The 26,962-nt window shown below is 72.0% G+C and carries 27 protein-coding genes and 1 riboswitch; of the genes, 9 read left to right on the top strand and 18 right to left on the bottom strand.

Annotated features, from left to right (window positions below):
- Positions 1-246: 246 nt before the first annotated feature.
- On the bottom strand, positions 247-381 hold the full coding sequence (locus ACIBW6_RS24680; RefSeq protein WP_399063130.1) for a hypothetical protein: 135 nt from the start codon (positions 379-381) through the stop codon (positions 247-249).
- Positions 382-596: 215 nt separating this feature from the next.
- Here ACIBW6_RS24680 and ACIBW6_RS24685 point away from each other — a divergent pair, with 215 nt between their 5' ends.
- A complete protein-coding gene (locus tag ACIBW6_RS24685; RefSeq protein ID WP_399063132.1) occupies positions 597-1,868 on the top strand; it encodes an MFS transporter in 1,272 nt (423 codons plus the stop codon).
- A gap of 89 nt (positions 1,869-1,957) precedes the next feature.
- Here ACIBW6_RS24685 and ACIBW6_RS24690 read toward each other — a convergent pair whose 3' ends face one another.
- The 3 genes from ACIBW6_RS24690 to ACIBW6_RS24700 form a co-directional block, all read right to left on the bottom strand.
- The gene (locus ACIBW6_RS24690; RefSeq protein ID WP_399063135.1) at positions 1,958-3,160 is read right to left on the bottom strand and encodes a spermidine/putrescine ABC transporter substrate-binding protein; all 1,203 of its coding nucleotides are present in this window, start codon (positions 3,158-3,160) and stop codon (positions 1,958-1,960) included.
- Between the two features lie 104 nt (positions 3,161-3,264).
- On the bottom strand, positions 3,265-3,768 hold the full coding sequence (locus tag ACIBW6_RS24695; RefSeq protein WP_399063136.1) for a DUF1990 family protein: 504 nt from the start codon (positions 3,766-3,768) through the stop codon (positions 3,265-3,267).
- The gene (locus ACIBW6_RS24700) at positions 3,765-5,216 is read right to left on the bottom strand and encodes a gamma-aminobutyraldehyde dehydrogenase (protein WP_399063137.1); all 1,452 of its coding nucleotides are present in this window, start codon (positions 5,214-5,216) and stop codon (positions 3,765-3,767) included. Before ACIBW6_RS24700 ends, ACIBW6_RS24695 begins: the two co-directional genes overlap by 4 nt.
- Before the next feature lie 164 nt (positions 5,217-5,380).
- Here ACIBW6_RS24700 and ACIBW6_RS24705 point away from each other — a divergent pair, with 164 nt between their 5' ends.
- From ACIBW6_RS24705 to ACIBW6_RS24735, 7 genes are all read left to right on the top strand, one after another.
- On the top strand, positions 5,381-5,896 hold the full coding sequence (locus ACIBW6_RS24705) for an Lrp/AsnC family transcriptional regulator (protein WP_399063139.1): 516 nt from the start codon (positions 5,381-5,383) through the stop codon (positions 5,894-5,896).
- Complete coding sequence (locus ACIBW6_RS24710; RefSeq protein WP_399063141.1) at positions 5,881-7,260, top strand: aspartate aminotransferase family protein; 1,380 nt, start codon at positions 5,881-5,883, stop codon at positions 7,258-7,260. The genes ACIBW6_RS24705 and ACIBW6_RS24710 overlap by 16 nt, the downstream gene beginning before the upstream one ends.
- 186 nt (positions 7,261-7,446) lie before the next feature.
- Positions 7,447-8,187 carry an ABC transporter ATP-binding protein gene (locus ACIBW6_RS24715; RefSeq protein WP_399063143.1) on the top strand — a complete coding sequence of 247 codons (741 nt, stop codon included), beginning with the start codon at positions 7,447-7,449 and terminating at the stop codon, positions 8,185-8,187.
- Positions 8,169-9,374 (top strand): hypothetical protein, encoded by a 1,206-nt coding sequence (locus ACIBW6_RS24720; RefSeq protein ID WP_399063145.1) that lies wholly within the window; start codon positions 8,169-8,171, stop codon positions 9,372-9,374. Before ACIBW6_RS24715 ends, ACIBW6_RS24720 begins: the two co-directional genes overlap by 19 nt.
- A 73-nt stretch (positions 9,375-9,447) precedes the next feature.
- The gene (locus ACIBW6_RS24725; RefSeq protein WP_399063148.1) at positions 9,448-9,855 is read left to right on the top strand and encodes a VOC family protein; all 408 of its coding nucleotides are present in this window, start codon (positions 9,448-9,450) and stop codon (positions 9,853-9,855) included.
- A 69-nt stretch (positions 9,856-9,924) separates the two neighbouring features.
- Positions 9,925-11,040: an LOG family protein gene (locus tag ACIBW6_RS24730; protein WP_399063150.1), complete on the top strand. Its 1,116-nt coding sequence runs from the start codon at positions 9,925-9,927 to the stop codon at positions 11,038-11,040.
- Between the two features lie 201 nt (positions 11,041-11,241).
- Positions 11,242-11,940 (top strand): LAETG motif-containing sortase-dependent surface protein, encoded by a 699-nt coding sequence (locus ACIBW6_RS24735; protein WP_399063153.1) that lies wholly within the window; start codon positions 11,242-11,244, stop codon positions 11,938-11,940.
- A 120-nt stretch (positions 11,941-12,060) separates the two neighbouring features.
- Here ACIBW6_RS24735 and ACIBW6_RS24740 read toward each other — a convergent pair whose 3' ends face one another.
- The 12 genes from ACIBW6_RS24740 to rpsB form a co-directional block, all read right to left on the bottom strand.
- A complete protein-coding gene (locus tag ACIBW6_RS24740) occupies positions 12,061-12,870 on the bottom strand; it encodes a maleylpyruvate isomerase family mycothiol-dependent enzyme (protein WP_399063155.1) in 810 nt (269 codons plus the stop codon).
- A gap of 9 nt (positions 12,871-12,879) precedes the next feature.
- Positions 12,880-13,929, bottom strand: a complete 1,050-nt coding sequence (locus ACIBW6_RS24745; protein ID WP_399063158.1) for an ABC transporter ATP-binding protein — start codon at positions 13,927-13,929, stop codon at positions 12,880-12,882.
- A gap of 1 nt (position 13,930) precedes the next feature.
- Positions 13,931-15,616, bottom strand: a complete 1,686-nt coding sequence (locus ACIBW6_RS24750; protein WP_399063160.1) for an ABC transporter permease — start codon at positions 15,614-15,616, stop codon at positions 13,931-13,933.
- Positions 15,592-16,671: a thiamine ABC transporter substrate binding subunit gene (locus ACIBW6_RS24755; RefSeq protein WP_399063162.1), complete on the bottom strand. Its 1,080-nt coding sequence runs from the start codon at positions 16,669-16,671 to the stop codon at positions 15,592-15,594. Before ACIBW6_RS24755 ends, ACIBW6_RS24750 begins: the two co-directional genes overlap by 25 nt.
- A gap of 82 nt (positions 16,672-16,753) precedes the next feature.
- Positions 16,754-16,870, bottom strand: a riboswitch (TPP riboswitch).
- Positions 16,871-16,940: 70 nt separating this feature from the next.
- Complete coding sequence (rlmN, locus tag ACIBW6_RS24760; protein WP_399063165.1) at positions 16,941-18,047, bottom strand: 23S rRNA (adenine(2503)-C(2))-methyltransferase RlmN; 1,107 nt, start codon at positions 18,045-18,047, stop codon at positions 16,941-16,943.
- Positions 18,048-18,067: 20 nt separating this feature from the next.
- Positions 18,068-18,502: a hypothetical protein gene (locus tag ACIBW6_RS24765; protein ID WP_399063168.1), complete on the bottom strand. Its 435-nt coding sequence runs from the start codon at positions 18,500-18,502 to the stop codon at positions 18,068-18,070.
- A 90-nt stretch (positions 18,503-18,592) separates the two neighbouring features.
- A complete protein-coding gene (locus tag ACIBW6_RS24770; RefSeq protein WP_399063170.1) occupies positions 18,593-19,078 on the bottom strand; it encodes a nitroreductase/quinone reductase family protein in 486 nt (161 codons plus the stop codon).
- A 182-nt stretch (positions 19,079-19,260) separates the two neighbouring features.
- Positions 19,261-20,451 (bottom strand): phosphatidate cytidylyltransferase, encoded by a 1,191-nt coding sequence (locus ACIBW6_RS24775; RefSeq protein WP_399063173.1) that lies wholly within the window; start codon positions 20,449-20,451, stop codon positions 19,261-19,263.
- A 32-nt stretch (positions 20,452-20,483) separates the two neighbouring features.
- Entirely contained in the window at positions 20,484-21,041 is a 558-nt protein-coding gene (gene frr, locus ACIBW6_RS24780; protein ID WP_255982473.1) for a ribosome recycling factor, read from the bottom strand.
- 175 nt (positions 21,042-21,216) lie between these two features.
- On the bottom strand, positions 21,217-21,987 hold the full coding sequence (gene pyrH / locus ACIBW6_RS24785) for a UMP kinase (protein WP_399063175.1): 771 nt from the start codon (positions 21,985-21,987) through the stop codon (positions 21,217-21,219).
- Positions 21,988-22,167: 180 nt separating this feature from the next.
- Complete coding sequence (gene tsf / locus ACIBW6_RS24790; RefSeq protein ID WP_399063177.1) at positions 22,168-23,004, bottom strand: translation elongation factor Ts; 837 nt, start codon at positions 23,002-23,004, stop codon at positions 22,168-22,170.
- Positions 23,005-23,121: 117 nt separating this feature from the next.
- Positions 23,122-24,027 carry a 30S ribosomal protein S2 gene (rpsB, locus tag ACIBW6_RS24795; RefSeq protein WP_399063179.1) on the bottom strand — a complete coding sequence of 302 codons (906 nt, stop codon included), beginning with the start codon at positions 24,025-24,027 and terminating at the stop codon, positions 23,122-23,124.
- Between the two features lie 525 nt (positions 24,028-24,552).
- Between rpsB and ACIBW6_RS24800 the strand changes: the two genes are divergently transcribed.
- Entirely contained in the window at positions 24,553-25,293 is a 741-nt protein-coding gene (locus tag ACIBW6_RS24800) for a murein hydrolase activator EnvC family protein (RefSeq protein WP_399063181.1), read from the top strand.
- Between the two features lie 27 nt (positions 25,294-25,320).
- Here ACIBW6_RS24800 and ACIBW6_RS24805 read toward each other — a convergent pair whose 3' ends face one another.
- Both ACIBW6_RS24805 and whiG read right to left on the bottom strand, forming a co-directional pair.
- Complete coding sequence (locus ACIBW6_RS24805; protein WP_399063184.1) at positions 25,321-25,878, bottom strand: TetR/AcrR family transcriptional regulator; 558 nt, start codon at positions 25,876-25,878, stop codon at positions 25,321-25,323.
- Positions 25,879-26,012: 134 nt separating this feature from the next.
- Positions 26,013-26,852: an RNA polymerase sigma factor WhiG gene (whiG, locus tag ACIBW6_RS24810; protein WP_399063186.1), complete on the bottom strand. Its 840-nt coding sequence runs from the start codon at positions 26,850-26,852 to the stop codon at positions 26,013-26,015.
- Positions 26,853-26,962 lie beyond the last annotated feature (110 nt).

A 26,962-nucleotide genomic window follows, 5' to 3' on the forward strand; every position in this document is an offset into this window, starting at 1 on the left:
CTTCCGGTACCTGATCGCCCGGACCCCGTGACCTCGTAGCGACAAGGCGCCCCGGGACCGGGGCGGGGGGGGCCCCCCCCCGGGGGGGGGGGGCCCCCCCCCGGGGGCCGCCGCCCGCGGGGGGGGGGGGGGGGGGCGGGGCCCCCCGGGGGGGGGCGGCCGGGGGGGGCCGGGGGGGGGGGGGCGGGGCGGGGGCCCCCCCCGGGGGGGGGGGGCCCCGGGCGCCCGGCCCGGTGGCGCAGCGGATCAGGCGGTCAGGGCAGCCTGGTAGGACGGCAGCCAGGCGCGCTCCTCCGGAGCGTCGACCGCGACGGCCGAGGCCTCGTCGTCAAGGTAGGCCTCGGGAGCCAGGACGGGAGTCTCGATGGTGTCCACGATCATGTTCAAGCCCTTCGGTCGTCGGTGGAGAGATGAGGCCGGCCGGGCAGGTCGCCGTGCTCCCGTCCGGTTCGTCTGATTCTCCGGTGCCTCCGTCCCGCCTTGATGGGGTCGTTGTCCCGAATGTTGTCCCGCTGTGGCTGCGGTGACGATGCGTCATGAGGGGCGCGGGCGCGACGGGTTGCCCCGGTTCCGGTCCGTCCCGCACACTTCTGCCGGTGACCTCGGACCCCGCCGCCAGGGCAGCCCGTACCACGTACGGGGACGTACTGGCCGACCGGCGCTTCCGGTTGCTGCTGGCCACCCGGGCGCTGACGGTGACCGCGGACGCGCTGCGTGTCCTGACCCTGTCGGTGCTCGTGTTCGCGGCGACCGGTTCGCCCCTGCTGAGCGCGGTGACGTTCGGCGCCGGCTTCCTGCCGCAGCTCGTTGGTTCCCTGGTCCTCGGCTCGCTCGCCGACCGGGTGCGGCCGCGCGGGCTGGTCGTCGCCGGTCACGTCCTGCAGTGCGGGGCGGCCGCGGTGCTGGGTACGGTCCGCCTGCCGGTGGCGGCTGTCCTGGTGCTCGTCGCCGCCGTGGCCGCCCTGGCGCCGGTCTCCACCGGAGCGGTCAACCGGCTCGTCGCCGACACGCTCGCCGGTGACGCGTACGTTCTGGGGCGCTCGCTGCTCAACGTCTCCGCGTCCGTGGCCCAGCTGCTCGGCCTGGCCGTCGGCGGTGCCGCGGTCGCGTTCCTGGGGCCGGGCGATGCGCTGCTGGTGAGCTCGGCCGCGTACTTGGCCGCCGCGGTCGCCGTCCGTGTGGGGCTGCCCGACCTGCCCGTGCCGCAGGAGCGGTCCACGGCGGAGGCGGCACGGCGGCGCGGCTCCGGATCGGTGCTGCGGGACAGCTGGTCCGGTGGCATCGGCCTGCTCGCCGACCGGAGGGTCCGGGCGCTGCTGCTCGCCCAGTGGCTGCCGCCGTTGTTCGTCGCCGGCGCCGAGGGCCTGATGGTCCCTTTCACCGGGGACCACCGGATGCCCGACGGCACCGCCGGTGTCCTGCTCGCCTGCCTGCCGGTCGGCATGCTCGCCGGAGACCTGGCCGTCGGCCGCCTCCTGCGTCCCGCCCTGCGCGAACGGCTGGCCGGACCGCTGGTGGTGGTCCTCGGGCTGCCGTTGACCGGCTTCGCGCTGGACCCTCCCCGGGGGGTGTGCGCCGCGCTCCTCCTGGTCACCGGAGTCGGCTTCGCCTACGCCCTGGGGCTGCAACGCCCCTTTCTGGAAGCTGTTCCCGAGGCCCGCCGCGGTCAGGCGTTCGGGCTGCTCACGGCGGGGCTGATGTCGGTCCAGGGCATCGGCCCGGTGGTCCTCGGAACCGTCGCCGCCCTCACCGGCACCGGAGCCGCGATCGCGCTCGCCGGTCTCGCGACGGTGTGCGCGGCGGTCGGTACGCCGGCCGGCATGGCACGGCGTCCGCACCGGGGAGTGGACGTGCCGCCGGCCGAGTGACCGTCCGTGCCCTCGTCTCCTGCCTACCGCACCAGCACGCTCCACGACATCCACGTGTCGGCCACGGCGAGCGGTTCCGGCTGCGTCGCCTACAGCCCCGCGATCGCGTTCCACCGCTTCGCGAACTCCGTCCGCTCCGACGGCCGGATGTCCCGGGCGATGGCCAGCCGGGAGCGCATCGTGGCGTCGGGGAAGATCAGCGGGTCCTCGGCGAGCGCGGCGGTCTCCTTGTCCTTGGCCGAGGCGAGGACGTCCTTGGCGGCGGGCACCGGGCAGACGTAGTTGACCCACGTCGCGAGCTCCGCGGCGACCTCGGGGGCGTAGTAGTAGTCGATGAGGCGCTCGGCGTTGGCCTTGTGGTCGGCCAGGTTCGGGATCATCAGGGACTCCGACCAGAGTTCGGCGCCCTCGCGCGGGACGACGAACTCGATGTCCGGGTCGTCGGCCTGGAGCTGGATGACGTCGCCGCTGTAGGCCTGGCAGGCCAGGACGTCCCCGCTGGAGAGGTCCTTGATGTAGTCGTTGCCGGTGAAGCGGCGGATGTGCTTGCTGTGCACGAGCTTCTCCACCTGGTCGCAGACCCGGTGGAAGTCGTCGGCGCTCCATCGGGTGATGTCGACGCCGTTGCCCTGCATGAGGAGCGCGAAGGACTCGTCGAGGCCGGACAGGAGGGTGACGCGGCCCTTGAGGTCGTCGGCCCACAGATCGGAGACGTGCTGGATCTCCCGGCCCAGGCGGCGCCGGTTGTAGGCGATGCCGGTGATGCCGGACTGCCACGGCACGGTGGACCTGCGGCCCGGGTCGAAGGCGGGCGAGCGCAGCAGCGGGTCGAGGTACTTGGTGACGTTCGGCTGCCGCGCCCGGTCCATCTCCTGGACCCAGCCGAGCCGCACGAAGCGCGAGCACATCCAGTCGGAGATGACGATGAGGTCGCGCCCGGTCCGCTGGTGGTTCATCAGCGACGGGCTGATCTTGCCGAAGAACTCGTCGTTGTCGTTGATCTCCTCGGTGTACGTGACCTGGATGCCGGTCCGCTTCTCGAAGGCGTCGAGCGTGGGGCGCCGCGCGGGGTCGTCGTCGTCCACGTCGATGTAGAGCGGCCAGTTCGCCCAGGTGAGCCGCTGGTCGGAGGCGGACCGGTCGCGGGCGGACCGCTCGCCCGGCGCGACGTACGCGGCGGGCACCCCGCACCCCGTGGCCAGGGCGCCGGCGGCCACCGCCCCGGCACCCCCGCCCAGGGCGCGCAGCAGGGACCGACGGGTGACCGGGGAGGTGAGGTGAGTGGCTCGCACGCAGGCAGGATGCCGTCGCCGCCGGGGCCCCGGCAATGGACGCTGCGTCGAGCGGGCGGGCCCGCAGCCGACACCCTGTCGATCCTGGTGCGGGCAAGGCCGGTTCAGGACGCAGGGAGGTCCCGGCAGGCCGCGGCCACGGCCCGCAGGTACCGGCGGGTGGCCCACTCCTGGGCGAACCGGGCGACCGGCCCGGCGAGCCGGGTGTACCAGCGGCCCGGCCGCGAGAACGCCCGGATGCGGAACCACACGGTGCCGTCGGCGTCCCGGGTGACGAGGAAGGCCTCCTCGCCGCACTCCGGATGCCCGGGGAGCGTCCCGTAGGCGAACCCGGTGCGCGAGGCGTCGCGCACGACGCGGACCACCCGGCAGGGGATGCGCAGCCACAGCAGGCGCAGCTCGACGTCCGCGCCCTCGCGGGCGTCGTCGCCGGGTGCGACGCGCAGTCCGGCGCCGCGCTGCGCGCCCCACGCGAGCACCGCCGCGCCCGCCCGCTCGAAGCACCGGGGCCCCGAGCCGAGACGGACGCGGCGGTCCAGGTGCGCGTACCCCGGCGGGAGTTCGCCCTCCGCCAGGGTCGCGCCCACTTCCTCGTAGGTGAGGGTCATGCGTCCAGCGACGTCATCACGTGCTTGATGCGCGTGTAGTCGTCGAAGCCGTAGCCGGACAGGTCCTTGCCGTAGCCGGACTTCTTGAAGCCGCCGTGCGGCATCTCGGCGACCAGCGGGATGTGCGTGTTGATCCACACACAGCCGAAGTCGAGCACCTTGGACATGCGCATCGCGCGCGCGTGGTCCTTGGTCCACACGGAGGAGGCGAGGGCGTAGTCCACGCCGTTGGCCCACTCGGTGGCCTGCGCCTCGTCGGTGAAGGACTGGACGGTGATGACGGGCCCGAAGACCTCGTTCTGGATGATCTCGTCGTCCTGCTTGAGGCCGGAGACGACGGTCGGGGCGTAGAAGAAGCCCTTGTCGCCGACTCGGTGGCCACCGGCCTCGACCTTGGCGTGCGCGGGCAGGCGCTCGATGAACCCGGAGACCTGCTTGAGCTGGTTCGCGTTGTTGAGCGGGCCGTAGAGCACGTCCTCGTCGTCCGGCCGGCCGGTCTTGGTGTCGGCGGCGGCCTTGGCGAGCGCGGTGACGAACTCGTCGTGGATGGACTCCTGGACGAGCACGCGGGTGGCGGCGGTGCAGTCCTGGCCCGCGTTGAAGAAGCCCGCCGTCGAGATGTCCTCGACGGCCTTGGCCACGTCGGTGTCCTCGAACACGACGACCGGCGCCTTGCCGCCCAGCTCCAGGTGGACCCGCTTGAGGTCCTTGGCGGCGGACTCGGCGACCTGCATGCCGGCGCGCACGGAGCCGGTGATGGAGGCCATCGCCGGGGTCTTGTGCTCGACCATCATGCGGCCGGTGTCCCGGTCGCCGCAGACCACGTTGAAGACGCCCTTGGGGACGATCGAGCCGATGATCTCGGCCATCAGGACCGTCGAGGCGGGGGTGGTGTCGGACGGCTTGAGGACGACGGTGTTGCCCGCGGCGAGCGCCGGGGCGAACTTCCACACGCCCATCATCATCGGGTAGTTCCACGGCGCGACCTGCGCGCAGACGCCGATCGGCTCGCGGCGCACGAAGGAGGTGAGGCCCTCCATGTACTCCCCGGCCCCGCGCCCTTCGAGCATCCGGGCCGCACCCGCGAAGAAGCGGATCTGGTCGACCATGGGCGGGATCTCTTCCGAGCGGGTCAGCCCGATGGGCTTGCCCGTGTTCTCCACCTCGGCCGCGATGAGTTCCTCGGCCCGCTCCTCGAACGCGTCCGCGATCTTGAGCAGGACCTTCTGCCGCTCGGCCGGGGTCTGGTCGCGCCAGGCCGGGAAGGCGGCCTCGGCGGCCTCCATGGCGGCGTCGACGTCGGCCTGTCCGGAGAGCGGTGCGGTCGCGTACGCCTCGCCCGTGACGGGGTCGACCACCTCGGTGGTCCGTCCGTCGGCGGCGTCCCGGAACTCGCCAGCGATGTAGTTCCGAAGTGTCCGCAGCTGACGCAGTTCACTGGTGGTCACTGACCGGCCTCCTTGTCGGGATGTCCACTGCTTGAGACACCACCCTACGGCGTGGGCCGACGCTTTCGACACCCCCCACCCGCCCCGATCAACGAAATCCGTGAGTATCGAGTCCCCAGACAACGGATTACATCGATCCGGGCTTGCGGAACTATCGAGTCCTCGTGCACAGTGAGGTCGTGGCCAGTCGCAGCGCAGACCCCAAGGGACCCCGTTCGAGAAGCGGCGGGAGTCCGCCGCTGGACGCCGTCTCCCTCGCCATCATCGAGCAGCTCCAGGAGGACGGCAGGCGTCCGTACGCCGCCATCGGCAAGGCCGTGGGCCTCTCCGAGGCGGCCGTGCGCCAGCGCGTCCAGAAGCTGCTCGACCAGGGCGTGATGCAGATCGTCGCCGTCACGGACCCGCTCACCGTGGGATTCCGGCGCCAGGCGATGGTCGGCATACATGTCGAGGGCGACCTCGACCCGGTGGCGGACGCGCTGACGGCCATGCCGGAGTGCGAGTACGTCGTGATGACCGCGGGCTCGTTCGACCTGATGGTGGAGGTCGTCTGCGAGGACGACGACCACCTTCTGGAGGTCATCAACCAACGCATCCGGGCCCTTCCCGGAGTGCGCTCCACCGAGAGCTTCGTCTACCTCAAGCTCAAGAAGCAGACCTATATGTGGGGAACCCGATAGCCGTGAGCCAGGACCTCAGCCGAACCGCGTACGACCACCTGTGGATGCACTTCACGCGCATGTCGTCGTACGAGAACGCGCCCGTTCCCACCATCGTGCGTGGCGAGGGCACCTACATCTACGACGACAAGGGCAAGAAGTACCTCGACGGGCTCGCGGGCCTCTTCGTGGTCCAGGCCGGCCACGGCCGCCGGGAGCTCGCCGAGGTCGCCGCCAAGCAGGCCGCCGAGCTGGCCTTCTTCCCCATCTGGTCGTACGCCCACCCCAAGGCCGTGGAGCTGGCCGAGCGCCTGGCCCACTACGCGCCGGGCGACCTCAACAAGGTCTTCTTCACCACCGGCGGCGGCGAGGCCGTCGAGACCGCGTGGAAGCTGGCGAAGCAGTACCACAAGCTCACCGGGAACCACACGAAGTACAAGGTCATCTCGCGCGCGGTCGCCTACCACGGCACCCCGCAGGGCGCCCTGTCGATCACCGGTCTGCCCGCGCTCAAGGCCCCCTTCGAGCCGCTCGTCCCGGGCGCGCACAAGGTGCCGAACACGAACATCTACCGCGCGCCGATCCACGGCGACGACCCCGAGGCGTTCGGCCGCTGGGCCGCCGACCAGATCGAGCAGGAGATCCTCTTCGAGGGCCCGGAGACGGTCGCGGCCGTCTTCCTGGAGCCGGTGCAGAACGCGGGCGGCTGCTTCCCGCCCCCGCCCGGCTACTTCCAGCGCGTGCGCGAGATCTGCGACCAGTACGGCGTGCTGCTCGTCTCGGACGAGGTCATCTGCGCCTTCGGCCGCCTCGGCACGATGTTCGCCTGCGAGAAGTTCGGCTACGTCCCGGACATCATCACCTGCGCCAAGGGCATGACCTCGGGCTACTCCCCGATCGGCGCCGCGATCGTCTCGGACCGGATCGCCGAGCCGTTCTACAAGGGCGACAACACCTTCCTGCACGGCTACACCTTCGGCGGCCACCCGGTCTCCGCGGCCGTGGGCCTCGCCAACCTCGACGTGTTCGAGCGCGAGGGCCTCAACCAGCACGTGCTCGACAACGAGGCCAACTTCCTGACGACGCTGCAGAAGCTGCACGACCTGCCGATCGTCGGCGACGTCCGCGGCAACGGCTTCTTCTACGGCATCGAGCTCGTCAAGGACAAGGCCACCAAGGAGACCTTCACGGACGAGGAGTCGGAGCGCGTGCTCTACGGCTTCGTCTCCAAGAAGCTCTTCGAGTACGGCCTGTACTGCCGCGCCGACGACCGTGGCGACCCGGTCATCCAGCTCTCCCCGCCGCTGATCGCCGACCAGTCGACGTTCGACGAGATCGAGAGCATCGTCCGCCAGGTCCTGACGGAGGCCTGGGAGAAGATCTGACCGTCCCCGCGACACCGGCCCGGCCGCACCCATCCGAGTGAGATGGGTGCGGCCGGGCCGCGTCTTTTGCGGACGTACCGCCCCGGAAACCTAGCGTGCCCTGTGACCGATCGGCCCTGCCTTCGTTCCCCCGTACGGGGGACGGGAACTCCCCCGGCACAACTGATCTGAACCGAGGTGTACGCCATGGTGGCCCCGCCGGACAACGACGTGCTGTGGGCACGCGCCCTGCACTTCTCCCACAACGGCTCCCCCGCGCTCACGGGCGTCTCGCTGGAGATCCGGGACGGGGAGATCCTCGCGGTCACCGGCCCGCGCGGCGCGGGCAAGACGACGCTGCTGCGGTGTCTGTCGGGCCAGCTCCTGCCGCGCCAGGGCGAGGTGTGGTTCAACAGCACCCCGGTGCACACCATGGGCGCGCTGGTGCGCGAGCGGCTGCGCCGCGACCGGTTCGGCTGGATCGACACCGAGCCCGCCCTCGTCCCGGAGCTGAACGTGTGGGAGAACACGGCGCTGCCGCTGATGCTCCGCGGCACCGGCCGGCGCGCCGCGAAGAACGCGGCCCAGGAGTGGCTCGACCGGCTCGACGTCGGCCACCTCGCCCGCAAGCGGCCCGGCGCCCTGCGGATGGCGGAGCGGCAGCGCGTGGCCATCGCCCGCGCCCTGGTGCACGGCCCGGACGTGCTCTTCGCCGACGAACCCACCGCGACCCTGCACCGCGCCGACCGCGCGCACGTCCTGCGGACGCTGACGGCGGCGGCCCGCTCGCACGCCGTCACGGTGGTCCTGGCCACGCACGACGCCGAGGTCGGCGCGCTCGCCGACCGGACGGTCCCGCTGCTCGACGGACGCCGCGTCACCACCGTGCACCTGCCAGCCGCGGCCACCGACCCGGAAGGCCGCGCCGCGTGCTCGCTCTCCGTCTAGTCCGCGGCGGACACCCCCTGGTCCAGCTCCGCAGGCTGCTGGTGGCCGCCGCGTCGGCGGGCACCGGTTTCCTGCTGCTGTGCACACTCGGCTACGCGCTCGGCCACCCCGACGCCTCCACCGCCGCCGTGCTCCGCCTTACCTGGTGCCTGGTGCCGCTCGCCGCCACCGTGTACCTCGCGGTCGCCGTGGCCCGCTCGGACCCGGGCACGCGCCCCCGCTCCGGCCTCTCGGCCGTCGGCCTCGGCCCGGCCCGCCTCACCCTGCTGGCCGCCGTCTCCACGGCCCTGGCCTGCGCCCTCGGCTCACTCCTCGCGCTGCTCTTCTTCCTGCACCTGCGCGGTGACCTCACCGGGCTGCCGTTCGGCGGCGCGGCCCGCCGGCTCCTCGCCGCCGACCGGCCGCTGCCGCTGGCCGCCACGCTCACCCTGCTCACCTTCGTGCCGCTGGCCGCCTCCGCCGCCAGCGCCTTCGCGCTGCGCACCCGGGCCGTGGCCGCCGCCCGGCCCGCCCGGGCGACGGCCACGCACGCGGAGCCGGACGAGCCGGAGGAGCCGTTCGCCGAGCCGGTCACCGCGCCGACCGGGCTGCCCTGGGGCGTCGCCCTGCTCGCCGCCGGGCTCGCCGTGGAGTCGTACGCCTCGCACGCGCGCGGCGACGGGCCCCCGATGCCGGGCGGTCTCGGCGGCAGCCCCGGCGGGGTGCTGGCCGGCTGGGCGCTGACCGCGCTCGGCCTCGCGCTCGTCGGGCCCGGTCTCACCTATCTGTGCGGGCGGGCCCTGCAAGCCGTGCGGCCCGGCGCCGTGCGGCTGCTGGCCGGGCGCATCCTCCAGGAGGAGGCGCTGCGCATCGGCCGCCCGCTCGGTGTCGTCTGCGCGGTCGCCTCGGGCGCCTACGCGGCCAACGCGCTGTACGCGCACGCCGGGGACGCCTCCCCCGGCCTCGGCCCGCTGACCGCGCTCGGCGCGACACTCGTGGCCGGCTGCACCCTCGCCACGCTGCTGACCGCGGCCGTGGAGGCCCGCCAGGCGCGCCGGCCCACCCAGGTCGCGCTCCTGCGGCTCGGCGCCCCCGCGGCCAAGCTGCGCGCCGCGGCCGCCCTGCGCGCCGGCACCCTGCTCGCCGTCTTCGCGCCCCTGACCTGGGCCGTCGCACAACTTTCGGCCGTTCCACTGCTGTCGCGATGACTTTTGCCGGCCCGGCCCGTCTACCCCTGCGTACGCACCACACCGACCTCCACAGAAGGCGACGGGCCTCCGCATGTACCAGCAGATGATCTTCGTGAACCTGGCCGTGAACGACCTGGACGCCGCCAAGAAGTTCTACTCGGAGCTCGGGTACACCATCAACCAGCAGTTCACCGACGAGACCGCATCCGCCGTGCAGCTCAGCGACACCATCGTGTTCATGCTGATGACCAAGGAGAAGTACGCGGGCTTCACCCACAAGACGATCGTCGACTCGACGCGCAGCAGCGAGGTGCTGCTCTGCCTGAGCGCCGAGAGCCGGGAGAAGGTCGACGAGCTGGTCGAGCGGGCGCTGGCGGCCGGCGGCACCGAGCACGGGGAGAAGCAGGACCACGGCTTCATGTACGGCCGGGCCTTCGACGACCTGGACGGGCACAGCGTCGAGGTCGCGTGGATGGACCCCTCGGTCATCGAGAGCTGAGCGGCCGCCGGGCCCGGCCGGCGCCGTGTCTAGCATGGGCGGGTGCAGCCGACGCCAGCAGAGTCACCCGTGCCCGCCCCTCCCGGGACCACCTCCGACCGCGAGATAGAGACGCTCGCCGAGTTCGACGCGACGCTCTCCGGATCCGGCTCGCTCGCCCACCACCGGGTGCAGGCGGTCGATCTGACGGAGCGTACGGACCGGCTGCTCGCTGCCGACGTCACGGGCGCCGTCTTCCTCGGCTGCCCCATGGACCCGGCGGCGGCCGCGCGGGTCAGGGCCGCGGGGGCGCTGGTCTTCCCGCCCGTCCCCGGCCTGCCGTTCGACCCGTACCGGGGCCACCTCTACACCCCGGACGAGCTCTTCGAGGGGCTGTCGGGACCGCGGGGGTACGACGCGACGCCGGACGCCCGCGCGTACGCCTGGTTCCAGCGGACCAAGACCGACGGCGACGTCTTCGCGTCCATGCTGCGTGCCGTGCACGACGACTCCGTCTCCGACGCGCTCGACGAACTCCTCGTGGGCGCCCGGGTGGTGGGCGTCATGGGCGGCCACGCGATGCGGCGCGGCACCGAGGAGTACGCGGGGGCGGCCCGGCTCGGACGGACGCTGACGCGGGCCGGTCTGACGGTGGCGACGGGCGGCGGCCCCGGCGCCATGGAGGCGGCGAACCTCGGCGGGTACGCCGCCCCCTTCGCCGACGGCATGCTCGACCAGGCCCTGCAAGTCCTGGGCAAGACACCGTCGTTCACGCCGTCGGTCACCGACTGGGCGGCGGCCGCCTTCGAGGTGCGCGGGCGCTGGCCGGGCGGCGGCGCCTCCGTCGGCATCCCCACCTGGTTCTACGGGCACGAGCCGCCCAACGCGTTCGCCGCGCACCTCGCCAAGTACTTCGCCAACGCCACGCGCGAGGACGGCCTGTTGGCCCGCTCGAACGCGGGCGTCATCTTCCTGCCCGGCGCGGCCGGGACGGTGCAGGAGATCTTCGACAACGCCACCCCCAACTACTACGGGTCGCGCGGCGAACCGACCCCGATGGTCCTCGTCGACCGGGACCACTGGACGCGCGAACTCCCCGCGTGGCCACTGCTCCAGGCGCTCGCGCGCGGCCGGGCGATGGAGGCGCGCATCGCGCTCGTCGACTCGGTGGACGAGGCGGGCGAGGCGCTGGCGCGGATGGTCTGAACTCCGGAGCCGGAAAAGCAGACGTGAAACATCAGTTGGGTCAAGCGTAGGTCAAGTCTCGACACCAAGTGCCGCCAGCATATTGACGTTGCGTTATGGGCGCTTGTAGACGTGAGGTGTCCGTGAGGACGCTGAGGCGAGAGCCACGCGTTCCCTCACGGCATCCGTCTCTTTTCTGCACTTATCCCGTGAAGGACAACTGTGTCCGTAACCCCCCGTATATCCGCACGCGCCGCGCGCTTCGCCGGTGTGGCCGCCGCTGCCACCGCGCTGACGCTGGGCGTCGCCGGGTCCGCTTCGGCGTGCAACATCAGTGAGTTCACCGCCGAGGCCGTCTGCGACGGCGACCAGGGCGTCATCACCGTCAAGGACGTCGACTCCTCCGGCACCCTCGCCACCGTCACCCTGTTCACCGGGGAGGGCAGCGCCGAGAAGCTCGTCGGTACCCAGACCGTGACGGGTTCCCGCGAGGGCCGCACCATCACGTTCGCCGAGAACTGGGCGCCCAACACGCACTACCGCGTCCACGTGAAGACCAAGAAGTTCAATGTGGACGACGACATCAAGGGTGGCGTCACCACCCCGTCGACGGCCTGCGCCACCGAGAAGCCGACCACGCCGCCGGCCACTCCGGAGCCGTCCTCCCCGGCGCCGTCCTCCGCGGCACCGAGCGCCTCGACCCCGGCGGAGACGGCCACGCCGGCCCCCTCGGTCTCCGAGTCCACCTCCGCGGAGGCCCCGGCCCCCGCCAACTCGGCCTCCCCGGCCGGTGGTTCGGACCTCGCCGAGACCGGTGCGGACAGCAACACCGGGCTCTTCGCCGGTATCGCCGCGGCCCTGGTCGTCGCGGGTGGCGGCGTGGTGTTCGCCCTGCGCAAGCGCGGTGCGGCCCAGCGCTAGTCCTCTGAAGGGGTCGTACGGGCGTCCCGGCCGAGCAGCCGGGCCGGGCGCCTCGTACGGCCCCTTCGTGCGTCTCCCGGGCCTCCCCCGGCCCTCCCCTACTTTCCCCCCGCCGAGCGATCAGCCGAACGAGGCCCGCTCCAGCCAGAACTCCAGCAGCGAACGGTCGCCGAGGACCTCGACCTCCGCGCCGTCGAGCGGCGTCCGCCGGTAGAAGGCGAGCAGGACGGCGGTCAGCGGGCCGCGCAGGGCCACGTCGGCCCGGGCGTGGTCGCGGCGCCAGACGACTCCCTCGTCCCGCAGCTCGATCAACCACTCGGCGGCCGCGCCGGGGGCCGTGTCGGTGGCGTGCAGATGGAGCGTGCGCCCACCGGCCTTCAACTCCTGGGCCGAGTCCCGCGCGTCGATGTCCTGGACGAACCGCACGATCCGCAGCCACTCGTCGATCGCGTCGGCGGCGATCTCCGGCGCCACGTCGTAGCCGCCCTTCGCGGCGAGCGCCGCGTCGGCACGGTGGATCACCGTCTCGTGGGTCATCCGGCGGGCCCAGAACCCAGCGTCCTGCTGCCAGGCCCAGCTCCAGCAGGCGGCGTCCGGCCCCGCCTCGCGCAGCGTCCGCGCGAGGCGCCCGGCCCCCTCGTCGAGCCAGCCGCGCAGGGTGGCGGGCGCGTCGTCCGCGGGCGCGCGGTCGGGCACCTCGTCCTCGGGCAGCGCTTCGGCGGCCCGGGTGCGCACCATCGCCTCGGCCCAGCGGTGAGCGCGTCCGACGTGCTCGGCGAGCTGCCGGACGCTCCACTCCGGGCAGGTCGGCACGGTCGCCGCGAGATCGGCACCGGCCAGCTGGTCCGTCAACAGGCGGGTCTGCGCGACGATCTCGGCACAGAACCGGTCGTGGCTGAGCTGCCCGTGCGACGGGCGGGAAGACGTCATGCGCCGACCCTACGCAGCCGGCCGGCCGGCCAGCATCACGATTTCGGCCGCGTCGAAGGCCACGCCGACCTCGGCTCCCTGCTCCGGCGCCGCGCGCAGCGCGCACGCCGCGTCGAGCGGGGGCGCGTCAGCGGGCTGCAACCGCAGGGCCACGTGCGTGCCGCGGAAGGTGCGGGCGGTGACGGTGCAGGTCAGCTGGGCGTCGGCGGGGTCGACCAGGCGGACGCCCGCGGGCCGTACGAGGAGTTGGGCCGCGCCCCGCGGGGAGCCGGCCGGGACCGGCACCTTGCCCCAGGGGGTGTCCGCGGCGTCGCCGGAGACCGAGACGGTCGCCTCGACGACGTTGTCGAAGCCGAGGAAGCGGGCCACGAACGCGTCGGCGGGCCTGCGCCACACCTCCAGCGGCGTGCCGGACTGGGCGATCCGCCCGTCACGCATGACGACGACCCGGTCGGCGAGCGCGAAGGCCTCGCCCTGGTCGTGCGTGACGGCCAGCACGGTGGTGCCCAACTCGGTGAAGAGGCCGCGCAATTCGACGACCAGGCGCTCGCGCAGCGACCGGTCGAGCTGGCCGAGCGGTTCGTCCAGCATCAGCAGCCGGGGCCGCGGCGCGAGCGCCCGGGCGAGCGCGACGCGCTGCTGCTCGCCGCCCGAGAGGGCGGCGACGGCCCGGCGCTCGGCCCCGGGCAGACCGACCAGCTCCAGCAACTCCCCTACACGGGACGCCTGTTCGCTCTTGCCGGCGCCGTGCATCCGCAGCCCGAAAGCGACGTTGCCGCCGACGTCCCGCTGCGGGAACAGCTGGTGGTCCTGGAACATCAGGCCCACGCCCCGCTTGTGCGCGGGCACGCCGCCCTGGTCCCGGCCGCCCAGCAGGACCCGGCCCCCGTCGAGGGGGTGCAGGCCCGCGACGGCTCGCAGCAGCGTCGACTTGCCGCTGCCACTGGGTCCGAGCACGCACACGATCTCGTGCTCGGCGACCTCCAGGTCCACGCCGTCGAGCGCGGCGCGCCGCCCGAACCGTACGGTCGCGTCGTCGAGTGCGAGCAAGGCCGCCATGTCAGAACTCCCCGGTCGTGGCCCGCGCGGGCCGCAGGCGTTCGAGCAGCAGCAGGCAGCCGGCGCAGACGACCATGAGGACGGTCGACAGGGCCATCGCCTGCCCGTAGTTGAGGTCGCCGGCCCGGCCGAGCAGGCGTGCCACGGCGACCGGCAGGGTGGGGTTGTCGGGCCGGGCGATGAAGACGGTCGCCCCGAACTCGCCCAGGGACACCGCGAACGCGAACCCGGCCGCGACCAGCAACGCCCGGCGCACCAGCGGCAGATCGACCTCCCGCCAGGCCCGCAGCGGAGAGGCGCCGAGCACGGCGGCGGCCTCCCGCAGCCGGCCGTCGACGGCCCGCAGCACCGGCAGCATGGTCCGTACGACGAAGGGGACGCCGACCAGAGCCTGGGCGAGCGGCACCAGGATCCAGGACGCCCGCAGGTCGAGCGGCGGCTCGTCGAGCGTGATCAGAAAGCCGAAGCCGACGGTCACCGCGGAGACCCCGAGCGGCAGCATGAGCAGCGCGTCGAACCCGCGTACCAGGCGCCCCGCCCGGCGGGTCAGCGCCGCGGCGGCGAGCCCGCCGACGACGAGCGCGATGCCGGTGGCGGCGAGCGCGTACTCCAGGGAGTTCCCGATGGCGTCGATCGGCGGCACCAGGAAGGTCCCCCCGTCGGCGTCGCCGAGCGCCCGGTAGTACGCGAACCCGTACCCGCCCGGCGTGTCCAGCGAGCGCTGCACGAGTACGCCGAGCGGCAGCAGGATCAGGACGGCGACGGTCGCGAGGACGCCGGCGAGCAGCGTCCACTGGCCCACGCCGCGCGGCCGGCGCGCGGTGTGCGCGGCGTCGACGAGCCGCAGGGTGCTCTCGCGGCGCCGCACGCTCCACGCGTGCACGCCGAGGATGAGCCCCACCGCGACGAACTGCACCAGCGTCAGGACGGCCGCGGTCGACAGGTCGAAGATCTGCGCGGTCTGCCGGTAGATCTCGACTTCGAGCGTCGAGTAGCCGGGGCCGCCCAGGATCTGCACGACGCCGAAGGACGTGAAGGTGAACAGGAAGACCATCAGGGCCGCCGCCGCCACGGCCGGGCCGAGCGCGGGCAGGGTCACCGTGCGCCAGGCCGCGAGCCGCGAGGCGCCGAGCATCCGCGCGGCCTCCTCCTGCCGCGGATCCAGCTGCGACCACAGCCCGCCGACGGTCCGTACGACCACCGCGTAGTTGAAGAAGACGTGCGCGACGAGGATCGCCCACACGGTGGTGTCGAGCCGGACGCCCCACAGCTCGTCGAGCAGCCCGCCCCGGCCGACCAGCGCGAGGAACGCGGTGCCCACGACGACGGTCGGCAGCACGAACGGCACGGTGACGACGGCCCGCAGCAGCTGCTTGCCGGGGAAGTCGAGCCGGGCGAACACGTAGGCGCCCGGCAGCGCGATCAGCAGAGTCAGCGCGGTCGAGGCGAGCGCCTGCCACGCCGTGAACCACAGGACGTGCCGCAGGTCCGGCTCGCCCAGCACGTCCGCGATCCGCCCGAACTGCCAGGCGCCGCCGACGAACAGCCCCCGGCGGACGATCGCGAGGACCGGGTAGGCGAAGAAGACGGCGAAGAACGCGACGGGCACGGCCATCAGACCGAGCCGCGCCGCGCTCCCGCCGCGCGGCCGGACCCTGGCGGTCACTTGCGGACGAGCGAGGTCCACGACTTGACCCAGTCGTCTCGGTGGTCCGCGATCACGCGCGGGCTCAGGGTCGCGGGATCGTCGACCCGCACCGCGTACTTGCGGTAGTCGGCGGGAGCCGTGGCGTCCTCGGCCACCGGGTCGACGAACATGTTCAGCGGCATGTCCTGCTGGAACTCCTTCGAGATCAGGAAGTCGAGCAGCGCCCGCCCGCCCTTCTCGTTCCCGGCCCCGTCGAGCAGCCCGGCGAACTCGACCTGGCGGAAGCAGGTCCCGGTGGCGACACCGACCGGCGAGGTCTTCGGCTGCGGTTCGGCGTAGATCGCCTCGGCGGGCGGCGAGGAGGCGTACGAGACGACGAGCGGCCGGTCGCCGCCTGCCTTCTTGCCGCCGGCGCTCCCGCTGAACTCGTCGTTGTAGGCCTGGTCCCAGCCGTCGACGACCTTCACGCCGTTGGCGACGAGCTTCTTCCAGTACCCCTGCCAGCCGTCGTCGCCGTACCGGGCGGCGGACCCGAGCAGGAAGCCGAGACCGGGCGAGGAGGTGGCCGCGTTCTCGGTGACCAGCAGGTTCTTGTACGCGGGCTTGGCGAGGTCGGCGAACGAGGAGGGGGGCGTCAGCTTGTGCTCGGCGAAGTACTTCTTGTCGTAGTTGACGCAGATGTCGCCGGTGTCGACGGGTGTGACGCGGTGCTTCGCGACGTCGAGCTGGTACGCGCTGGGCACCCGTTCGAGCCCCTTGGCCCGGTACGGGGCGAAGACCCCGTTGTCGAGCGCCCGGGACAGCAGGGTGTTGTCGACGCCGAAGAAGACGTCGCCCTGCGGGTTCCCCTTGGACAGGATCGCCTTGTTGACGGCCTGCCCGGCGTCACCGTCCTCCAGCACCTTCACCCGGTAGCCGGACTTCTTCTCGAAGCCCTTCAGGACGTTCTTGGAGACGGCCCACGAGTCGTGGCTGACGAGAGTGACGGTCCTGGAGTCGCCGGAGGCCCCCTCCTCGGACGACCCGCACGCGGACAGCGCGACGATCCCGAGGCCCACGGCGAGCGCCAGGTATGTGGTCCTGCTCGTTCTCATTACGAATTCCTCCTGGAATGACCAGGAGAAGACGCGGCCCTGCCCGGCGACCCTCGAAGGGCCGCAGGGCAGGGCGCAACAGCATGAGTGATGACCGAACTTCCTACCCGGAATGACCCGGGCGAGGTTCAGAGGGTCTGCGGCCTGTCCTGCTTCGGTGCCGCACTCTCAGCGCTGTGGCGCTCCCCTGTCGGAATATGCAGATGTAAGCGATTCGATGGTGCGTACGGCGTGCACGTCGGTGTGTACGTCGGTGTACGAGCCCCAGGCTACCGCTCGGTGGCGGCGAGCTGACCACACGCCCCGTCGATCTCCTGGCCACGGGTGTCCCGGATGGTGACGGGGACACCATGGGCGGCGATCGCGTCGACGAACGCCTTCTCGTCCTCGGGCCGCGACGCGGTCCACTTCGACCCGGGCGTCGGGTTGAGCGGGATGAGGTTCACGTGGACCGGCTTGCCCCTGAGCATGCGGCCGAGCCGGTCGCCACGCCACGCCTGGTCGTTGATGTCGCGGATCAGCGCGTACTCGATGGAGAGCCGGCGCCCGGACCTGGCGGCGTACTCGAACCCGGCGTCGAGCACCTCGCGCACCTGCCACCGCGTGTTGACCGGGACGAGGGTGTCGCGCAGCTCGTCGTCGGGGGCGTGCAGCGAGATGGCGAGGCGGCACTTGAAGCCCTCGTCGGTGAACCGGTTGATGGCGGGCACCAGCCCGACCGTCGACACGGTGATGCCCCGCTGCGACAGGCCGAGCCCGTCCGGCTCGGGGTCGGTCAGCGCGCGGATGGCCTGCACGACGCGCTTGTAGTTGGCGAGGGGCTCGCCCATCCCCATGAAGACGATGTTGCTGAGCCGGGCCGGACCGCCGGGGATCTCACCGTCCCGCAGCGCGCGCATCCCGTCCACGATCTGGTGCACGATCTCGCCGGTCGACAGGTTCCGGTCGAGCCCGGCCTGTCCGGTGGCGCAGAACGGACAGTTCATCCCACAGCCGGCCTGCGACGAGATGCACATCGTCACCCGGTCCGGGTAGCGCATCAGCACGGACTCGACGAGCGTCCCGTCGAACAGCCGCCACAGGGTCTTGCGGGTGGTGTCCTGGTCGGTCGACAGGTGCCGCACGACGGTCATCAGCTCGGGCAGCAACGCCTCCCGCAGCTTCTCGCGCGACCCGGCGGGGATGTCGGTCCACTCCGCGGGGTCGTGCGCGTACCGCGCGAAGTAGTGCTGCGACAGCTGCTTGGCGCGAAACGGCTTCTCACCGATCGCGGCAACGGCTTCCTTCCGCTCGGCGGGCGAGAGGTCGGCAAGGTGCCGCGGCGGCTTCTTGGCTCCGCGGGGGGCGACGAAAGTGAGTTCTCCGGGCTTAGGCATGGCTGTACCAGTGTGGCAGATCAGCGGGGGTGACCTCGGCTCGTCCCCGACGACGCCTCGCAGTCCGTGATGATCTGCTGCGCATACCGGTCCTGGGGGGCGATCTCCTCGATCGTTTCGCGTGCTCGCTCGGTCCGGCCTGTTCTGCAGAGGAACCGGACCAGCGTGCAGAGGGCGTCGCGATCGCCGTTCTCCGCGCGCTCGCGGAGCACCGCTGTCATCCCGCGGTCGCGAAGCGCTCGGTTGAGTCGCCGGCGGGCGTGGACGTCCGTGCGGGCCAGATCCGTGAGCTCCGCGAGTCGTCCGGCGTGGGCGAGCAGGTCCATGTGCCACAGGTGGTTGCCGTGTTCGGTGGGGTCGGTGGAGTAGCACGCGGCGTGGGCGCTCACCAGGGCGATGGCCCTGTCCCAGGCACCGGAGCGCTCGGCCGCCTGCGCCTGCTCGAACCATCGCACCGAAGGAGTATCGCCCACCCCTCGCGGAGGGCAGCGGGCCGGATGCCTCTTGCGCCCGGCACGCGTCCAGGTCCGCGTGCGGCCGGGATCTCAGTCGGGCCCCGGGCCCCCCGCGCGGGGCTCCAGCACCACCACCGCCGTCTCGGACGGGCGGCGGGACGCGAAGGCGTCCAGGTTCTTGTCGGTCTCGCGCCAGCGGGCCCACAGGCGGGTGCGTTCGTCGCCGGTCGCGGCGCGGGCTCGTACGGGACGGGGGCCGTCGACCAGGGTGGCGGTCGCGTCCGGGTGGGTCTGGAGGTTGAGCCACCAGGCGGGCTCGGGCGCGCCCCAGCCGTTCATCGCCAGCGTGACCAGGTTCGGCCCGTCCTCCACGTAGCCGAGGATGACGTCGCGGCGGGTCCCGGTGCGGCGGCCGGTCGTGCTGAGCCGGAGGGTCCCCCAGCGCCGGCCGCGCGGCCGCCACAGCGCGACCCGGCCACCCAGCACCCGCAGGCCGCCGCGGTGCGCCACCCAGGCCAGCCGGATGAACCAGCGTGGTGGCAGCCGCGGCGTCCCCGCCCGTTCCCCGACCGGCATGGCAGCCTCCTCGCGCCCGAGTGCGTACGGCTCGCTCCCGAAGGTAGCGGCAGCGGCCGAGGGCCGACAGGGTTCCCGTACGGGACAGGGGCCCCGTACGGGACAGGGGCCCGGTACGCCGACGAGCCCCCACCGTCAAACGGTGAGGGCTCGTACACAGGCCACAGAGGCGACCGCTCGGATCAGGTCGACCCCACGAACAGCACCTGCAGCAACCACACCACCGGCGCCGTCGGCAGCAAGGAGTCCAGGCGGTCCATGATGCCCCCGTGCCCGGGGAGCAGCGTGCCCATGTCCTTGATGCCGAGGTCCCGCTTGATCATGGACTCGCCGAGGTCGCCGAGGGTGGCGCTGGCGGCGACGCAGGCGCCCATGACGAGCCCCTGCCACCAGCTCCCGTCGTCGATCAGGAACTGCATGCACAGCACGCCCGCCGCCATCGCGAACGTGACCGCGCCGACCAGCCCCTCGCGGGTCTTGCCGGGGCTGATGCGCGGCGCGAGCTTGTGCTTGCCGAACCGCCAGCCGATCGCGTACGCCCCGGTGTCGCTGACCACGGTGAGGATCAGGAACGTCAGGACGCGCCAGGCTCCGTCGTCCGCGGTGAGCATCATCGCGACGAACGTCGCGAGGAACGGTACGTAGAACGCCGCGAAGACGCCCGCCGTGACGTCCTTCAGGTAGCCCTCGGGCGGTTCGGTCATCCGCCACACCAGGACGGCGAGCGCGGTCAGGGCCATCGCCACCCAGGCGCCCTCCGCGCCCCGGACGTAACCGGCGACGACCATCGCGGCGCCGCCGACGGCGAGCGGCACGAGCGGCGCCTTGATGGCCTTGCGCTCCTGCAGCCGCGACGTCAGCTCCCACAGGCCGACGACGACGGCGACCGCTATGACGCCGACGAAGACCGCCTTGACGATGAAGAGCGACGCGACGATCACCACGCCGAGCCCGACGCCGACCCCTATGGCCGCTCCGAGGTCCCGACCCGCGCTCTTCTTCGGCGGCAGAGGCTGGACCGGGGGCTGCGGCTGCGAAGGAGCGGCCGGTGCGGGCTGCGGCGCCGCCGCACCGGCCACGGGCTCCTCGGGAGCCCGCGGCGCCCGCGGCGTCGTCTCGTCGCGGAACAGGGGGCCGCTCAGTCGAGCGGCCCCTCGGTCCTCCTGGTCACCGTCACCGCCACCGGCGGGCACGTCAGGCATATCGGGCACGATGGGCATGGGCCGAGTCTCCTCAACCGCGTGCCGTTCATACGCGGGACCCGCCGGAGCGCGCCCCTGGTCGTACGCGGGTCCCTGCCCGTAGGCGGGCCCGTGGGCGGCAGGCCCCCAGTGCCCGGGCCCGGACGGCGCCCCCCAGGAAGAGTCGTTCACGGATTCCTCGAACCTCGATGTTCCGCGCTCACTCAGACTTCGAGCAGCTCGGCTTCCTTGTGCTTGAGCAGCTCGTCCACCTGGGCCACGTACTTGGCGGTGGTGTCGTCCAGTTCCTTCTCGCCGCGACGGCCCTCGTCCTCGCCGATGTCGCCGTCCTTGATCGCCTTGTCGATGGCGTCCTTGGCCTTGCGGCGGACCGAGCGGATGGAGACCTTGCTGTCCTCCGCCTTGGTCTTGGCGACCTTGATGTAGTCGCGGCGACGCTCCTCGGTGAGCTCGGGGAACGTCACTCGAATGATGCTGCCGTCGTTGCTCGGGTTGACGCCCAGGTCGGAGTCGCGGATCGCCTGCTCGATGTTGCGCAGCGCGCTCTTGTCGAACGGGGTCACCACGGCCATCCGCGGCTCGGGCACCGAGAACGAGGCCAGCTGGTTGATCGGCGTCAGCGCGCCGTAGTAGTCGGCCACGATCTTGTTGAACATCGCCGGGTGCGCACGACCGGTGCGGATCGCGGCGAAGTCCTCCTTGGCGACGACGACGGCCTTCTCCATCTTCTCCTCGGCCTCGAGGAGGGTCTCTTCGATCACCACTTGCTCCTGCGTGTCTTGAGTGAGGCCCGGCTTGCGCGGGGGCGGCCGGCTGCGTCGCGTGTCTGTTCCCCGCGCCGTTTCCTGCTGGTCCTGCGGTGTCCTTGCACGGTGTCCGACCGGCAGGACATTGTCCATCCCTTGCGGCCCTCGCGGGGCGGTACGGACGTGAGGGTCAGGCGCGGGTGCCCTGGTCGCCCACGAGCGTCCCGATCTTCTCACCCTTGACGGCCCGGGCGATATTGCCCGACGTCAGCAGCTCGAAGACGAGAATGGGCAGCTTGTTGTCGCGGCACAGGGTGATCGCGGTCATGTCGGCGACCTTCAGGTCGCGGGTGATGACCTCGCTGTAGCTGAGCGCGTCGAACTTGACGGCCTCGGGGTTGGTCTTGGGGTCCGAGTCGTAGACGCCGTCCACGCCGTTCTTGCCCATGAGCAGCGCCTCGGCGTGGATCTCCAGGGCGCGCTGCGCGGCGGTGGTGTCGGTGGAGAAGTACGGCATGCCCATACCGGCGCCGAAGATGACGACGCGGCCCTTCTCCAGGTGGCGTACGGCGCGCAGCGGGATGTACGGCTCGGCGACCTGGCCCATCGTGATGGCGGTCTGGACGCGGCTGTCGATGCCTTCCTTCTCCAGGAAGTCCTGGAGGGCCAGGCAGTTCATGACCGTGCCGAGCATGCCCATGTAGTCGGAGCGGGCGCGGTCCATGCCGCGCTGCTGGAGCTCCGCGCCGCGGAAGAAGTTGCCGCCGCCGATGACGACGGCGATCTGCGCCCCGTCCCGGACCACGGCCGCGATCTCCCGGGCGATGGCGTGCACCACGTCGGGGTCGACACCCAGACCCCCGCCACCGGCGAACGCCTCGCCGGACAGCTTCAGCAGAAAGCGGCCCGCGCCTTTGCCGTCGTCGCTCTTGTCACCGTTGTCGGCCTGGGTGGTGGTCATGGATTCTCGCCTCTTTTACTTGGCACACATACGAAGGAGGCCACTGCCGGTGGGGTGTTCGCATCCCATGCGCGGCAATGGCCTCCTCGTCACATCTGCGGTCGTCCGGCGCGTACCCGGACGACTGCTGTCGACCCTAGCGGGGTCTCGCGGCTGTCGCGTACGGAGTCGCGTACGGACTCAGATGCCGACCTTGATGCGCGCGAAGCGCTTCAGGGTGACACCGGCCTCCTGGAGGACCTTCTCGACGGACTTCTTGTTGTCGAGGGCGTACGGCTGACCGAGCAGCGTGGCCTCCTTGAAGAAGCCGTTGACGCGACCCTCGACGATCTTCGGGAGCGCGGCCTCGGGCTTGCCCTCGGCGCGGGTGGTCTCCTCGGCGACGCGACGCTCGGACTCGACGACCTCGGCCGGGACGTCCTCACGGGAGAGGTACTTCGGCGCGAAGGCGGCGATGTGCTGCGCGACACCCTTGGCGATCTCGGCGTTCTCCTTGTCGAGCTCGACGAGGACACCGATCTGCGGGGGCAGGTCAGGCATGGTGCGGTGCATGTACGCGGTCACGTAACCGTCGCTGAACTGCGCGAAGCGGTCCAGCACGATCTTCTCGCCGAGCGTGGCGTTGGCCTCGTCGACGAAGGCCTGGACGGTCTTGCCGGCCTCGATCTCGGAGGAGAGCAGCGCCTGGATGTCGGCCGGGTTCGTCTTGGCGACGTGCGCGGCGAGCTGGTTCGCGACGGCCTGGAACTTCTCGCCCTTGGCGACGAAGTCCGTCTCGCACTTCAGCTCGACGATGACACCGGAGGTGTTGTCGTCGGCGATGAGGGAGACGACGGCACCGTTCTCGGCGGAACGGCCCTCGCGCTTGGCGACGCCCTTCTGACCCTTGATGCGCAGGGCCTCGACGGCCTTGTCGACACTGCCGTCGGCCTCGTCGAGCGCCTTCTTGCAGTCCATCATGCCGGCGCCCGTGAGCTCGCGGAGCTTCTTGACGTCAGCGGCGGTGTAGTTCGCCATGATCCTGGTTTTCTCTCTACGAAGTCTGAAGACGAAGGTCACGGGTGGACGGCGGGGGCCGCTGGGGCCCCCGCCGTCACCTCATGCAACCGGTGTTGATCCCGGTACCCGTACGGGTCAGGCCTGCTCGGCGTCCGCGGCCGGAGCCTCGGCCTCGGCGGCCGGAGCCTCGGCCTCGGCGGCGGGGGCCTCAGCGGCGTCGGCCTCGGCGGCCGGAGCCTCAGCGGGCTTCTCGTCGGCCTTCTTCTCGCCCTCGAGCAGGTCGCGCTCCCACTCGGCGAGCGGCTCGGCGGCGGCCTTCTCGCCCGGCTTCTGGTCGCCGGTCGCAGCGCCGGAGCGGGCGATGAGGCCCTCGGCGACGGCGTCGGCGATCACGCGGGTGAGCAGGGTGACGGAGCGGATCGCGTCGTCGTTGCCCGGGATCTTGTAGTCGACCTCGTCGGGGTCACAGTTCGTGTCGAGGATCGCGACGACCGGGATGTTGAGCTTCCGGGCCTCGCCGACAGCGATGTGCTCCTTCTTGGTGTCCACGATCCAGACGGCGCTGGGCACCTTGGACATCTCGCGGATACCACCGAGGGTCTTCTCCAGCTTGGCCTTCTCGCGCGAGAGCACGAGAAGCTCCTTCTTGGTGAGACCCGACGCGGCGACGTCCTCGAAGTCGATCTGCTCGAGCTCCTTGAGGCGCTGCAGACGCTTGTAGACGGTCGAGAAGTTGGTGAGCATGCCGCCCAGCCAGCGCTGGTTCACGTAGGGCATGCCGACGCGGGTCGCCTGCTCGGCGATGGCTTCCTGCGCCTGCTTCTTCGTGCCGACGAACATGACCGTGCCGCCGTGGGCGACGGTCTCCTTGACGAACTCGTAGGCGCGGTCGATGTACGACAGCGACTGGAGCAGGTCGATGATGTAGATGCCGTTGCGCTCCGTGAAGATGAAGCGCTTCATCTTCGGGTTCCAACGACGGGTCTGGTGACCGAAGTGGACGCCGCTTTCCAGCAGCTCCCGCATCGTGACGACGGCCATGGCCGTACTCCTTGTGTGTTCTCGGTTGTTTCCTGACGCCCCGCTGCGCGCCTGCCGCGTACGTGAGTACGGGACCGATAGACGCTGCAAACGCCGAAAAGCGCTGACACGGAACCGGTGAGGGCTCGGTGTCGGGGCGTGCGAAGTCGATCCGGTGGCCCGGATCGCCACATGAAGTGTACGGGACCCGCGAGGCAGGGGGTGACGCCCCTGTCCACAACCGGCCGGTAGTCCACGTTTCCTGGCCATGATCCACCGGGAGCGGCGGGACCGAGGATCGTCACGGTCATGCGAAAACTACTCAGTGTCATGCGGGGGTGCCGGGCGGGCGGGCCGGGGACGGCTCGCCCGCCCGGCGGCCGGCTCCGCACCCGGGGCGCGCGAATCGCGGGGGTCACGCGGGGTGCGCGGATCTCGGGGGTCGCCCGGGGCGCGCGGATCTCGGGGGTCGCCCGGGGTGCGCGGATCTCGGGGGTCGCCCGGGGCGCGCGGATTGCTCGGGTCGCTCGGGTCGCTCGGATCACGGTGGTCGCCGGGATCGCCTGTGTCCTCGGGATCGGTGACGGCTGTGTCGCGTGGAGCGCGGTCCACCGTGCCGACGCGAGCGGCGTGGCCCACCGTGCCGACGCGAGCGGCGTGGCCCACCGTGCCGACGCGAGCGGCGTGGCCCACCGTGCCGACGCGAGCGGCGCGGTCCACCGTGCCGACGCGAGCGGCGCAGTCCACCGTGCCGACGCGAGCGGCGACGCCCGCTTCTGGCCCGTCGGCGACCGCCCCGCGGTCGTACGGCCCTGGTCCCCGCCGACCACGCCCTACGGCCCCGGCCACCGCGGCGTCGACCTGGCCGCCCCCATCGGCGCTCCGGTGCGCTCGGTCGCGGCGGGCCGGGTCTCGTTCGCGGGCGAGGTGGCCGGCCGGGGCGTGGTCTCCGTGCAGCTGACGGGCACGGGGGACCCGCCCCTGCGCACGACGTACGAACCGGTGACGGCGTCGCTCGAGAAGGGCGCGCACGTCGACGCGGGCGACCCGCTCGGGGTCCTGCAACTCCCCACCGGCCATTGCCCGCCGGTCTCCCCCTCCTGCCTCCACTGGGGCCTCGTGAGGGGCGCGGTCTACCTGGACCCGCTCTCCCTACTCGACCCGTCCGTGCTGCACGGAGCCCCGGCCCGGCTGCTGCCGGTCTGGGGCCTGGGATGGGACCCGACCGGCGCGGGGGCGTGGGGGCGGGGCTGGGGGCGGGGGTGGGCGTGGAGCCTGCAGGACTGAGGGGGCGGGGCCCTGGAGCGGGCGGCCTCAGCCCCGCACCCCCCGCAACGCCATCCCCACCGCCGCGTCCACGATCACACCCGGATCCTCCGCGGCGCCGAGCTCGATCCGCCGTACCGCCGCGTCCACCACACCCTGCAACAGCATCGCGGCCAGCCGGGGCTGCTCGTGCCCCATCTCCCCGAGCGCCTCCACGATCATGGCGACGAGCCCGCCGTGCGCGGCGCGGATCTTCTCGCGCGCCCCCGCGTCCAGCTCGCTCGCGGAGATGGCCACCACGGCGCGGTGCCGCCGGTCCCCGACCAGGGACAGCTGCTCGCGCACATACGCCTCGACCTTGCCCTCGGGCGTCGCGGCCCGGGCCATCCCGTCCTCGACCTCCGCGGCCCACACCGGGAAGTCGACCGCGCACAGCTCCTCGACGACGGCCGCACGCGATTTGAAGTACTCGTACACGGACGACCGCGCGAGCCCCGTCCGCTCGGCCAGAGCGGGGAACGTCAGCGCCTCCGTCCCCCCTTCGGACAGCAGGGAACGCGCCGCGTCCAGAAGGGCGCCGCGCTGCATCGACCGGTGCTCGGCCACAGAGGCCGCTCGAATCCTTGGCACAGCTCCACCTTACGGACGCGCCGCCCGGGACGGGAGTCTCACCGGTCACCCGCGCCACCGGGCGGGCGAGGCCCGGCAGGGACGATTCACCACCGGCCGCCGGCCGCCCCTCACCGGCCGAAACTGGCCAGCTTCGCCCTCAGCTGCAACACCGACTTTGTGTGGATCTGGCTGACCCGGCTCTCGGTGACCCCGAGCACGTTCCCGATCTCGGCGAGCGTCAGGCCCTCGTAGTAGTAGAGCGTCACGACGGTCTTCTCCCGCTCCGGCAGGGTGTTGATCGCCCGGGCCAGGAACCGGCGCAGCTCCCGGTCCTCGGCGACCTCCACCGGGTTGTCCGCCGCCCGGTCCTCAAGGGTGTCCATGAGGCTGAGCCGGTCGCCGCTCTCCCCGCCGACATGCAGCAACTCTTCGAGCGCCACCACGTTCGCCAGCGACAACTGGCTGAAAACGGCATGCAGTTCCTCCAGCGCCACCCCCATCTCCGCGGCGACCTCGCTCTCCGAGGGACTGCGCCGCAGCTTGGCCTCGAGCGTCGCGTAGGCCCGCTCCACGTTCCGCGCCTTCTGCCGTACGGAACGCGGGATCCAGTCCAGGGCGCGCAGCTCGTCGATCATCGCGCCACGGATCCGCGTGATCGCGTACGTCTCGAACTTGATCTCGCGCCCGATGTCGAACTTCTCGATCGCGTCGATGAGCCCGAAGACCCCGGAGGAGACGAAGTCCGCCTGCTCCACATTGGGCGGCAGCCCCACACTGACCCGGCCCGCGACGTACTTCACCAGCGGCGAGTAGTGCAGGATCAGCTGCTCGCGCAGCCGCTCGTCGCCGGTTTCCTTGTACGACCTCCACAGCTCCTCCAGGGAGGAGGGGGCGGGAGGCCGCACGCTGGAGCCGCGGGCGGCGGGGGGTACCGCTGCCCGGTCGGATCCGGAGGTGTGCTGTGGCATGCGCCGCCTTGTGCCGTTCTGCTGCGTACCGAGAGTGTCGGAGAGGGAGCCGGAGGGGGACCCGAGGTGGGAGCTGGGGTGCGTGGCCTGGACTGTGGTGTCTGTAGTCG

The sequence above is a fragment of the Streptomyces sp. NPDC049813 genome (genome assembly GCF_044465085.1).
In the GTDB taxonomy this organism is placed as follows: Bacteria; Actinomycetota; Actinomycetes; order Streptomycetales; family Streptomycetaceae; genus Streptomyces.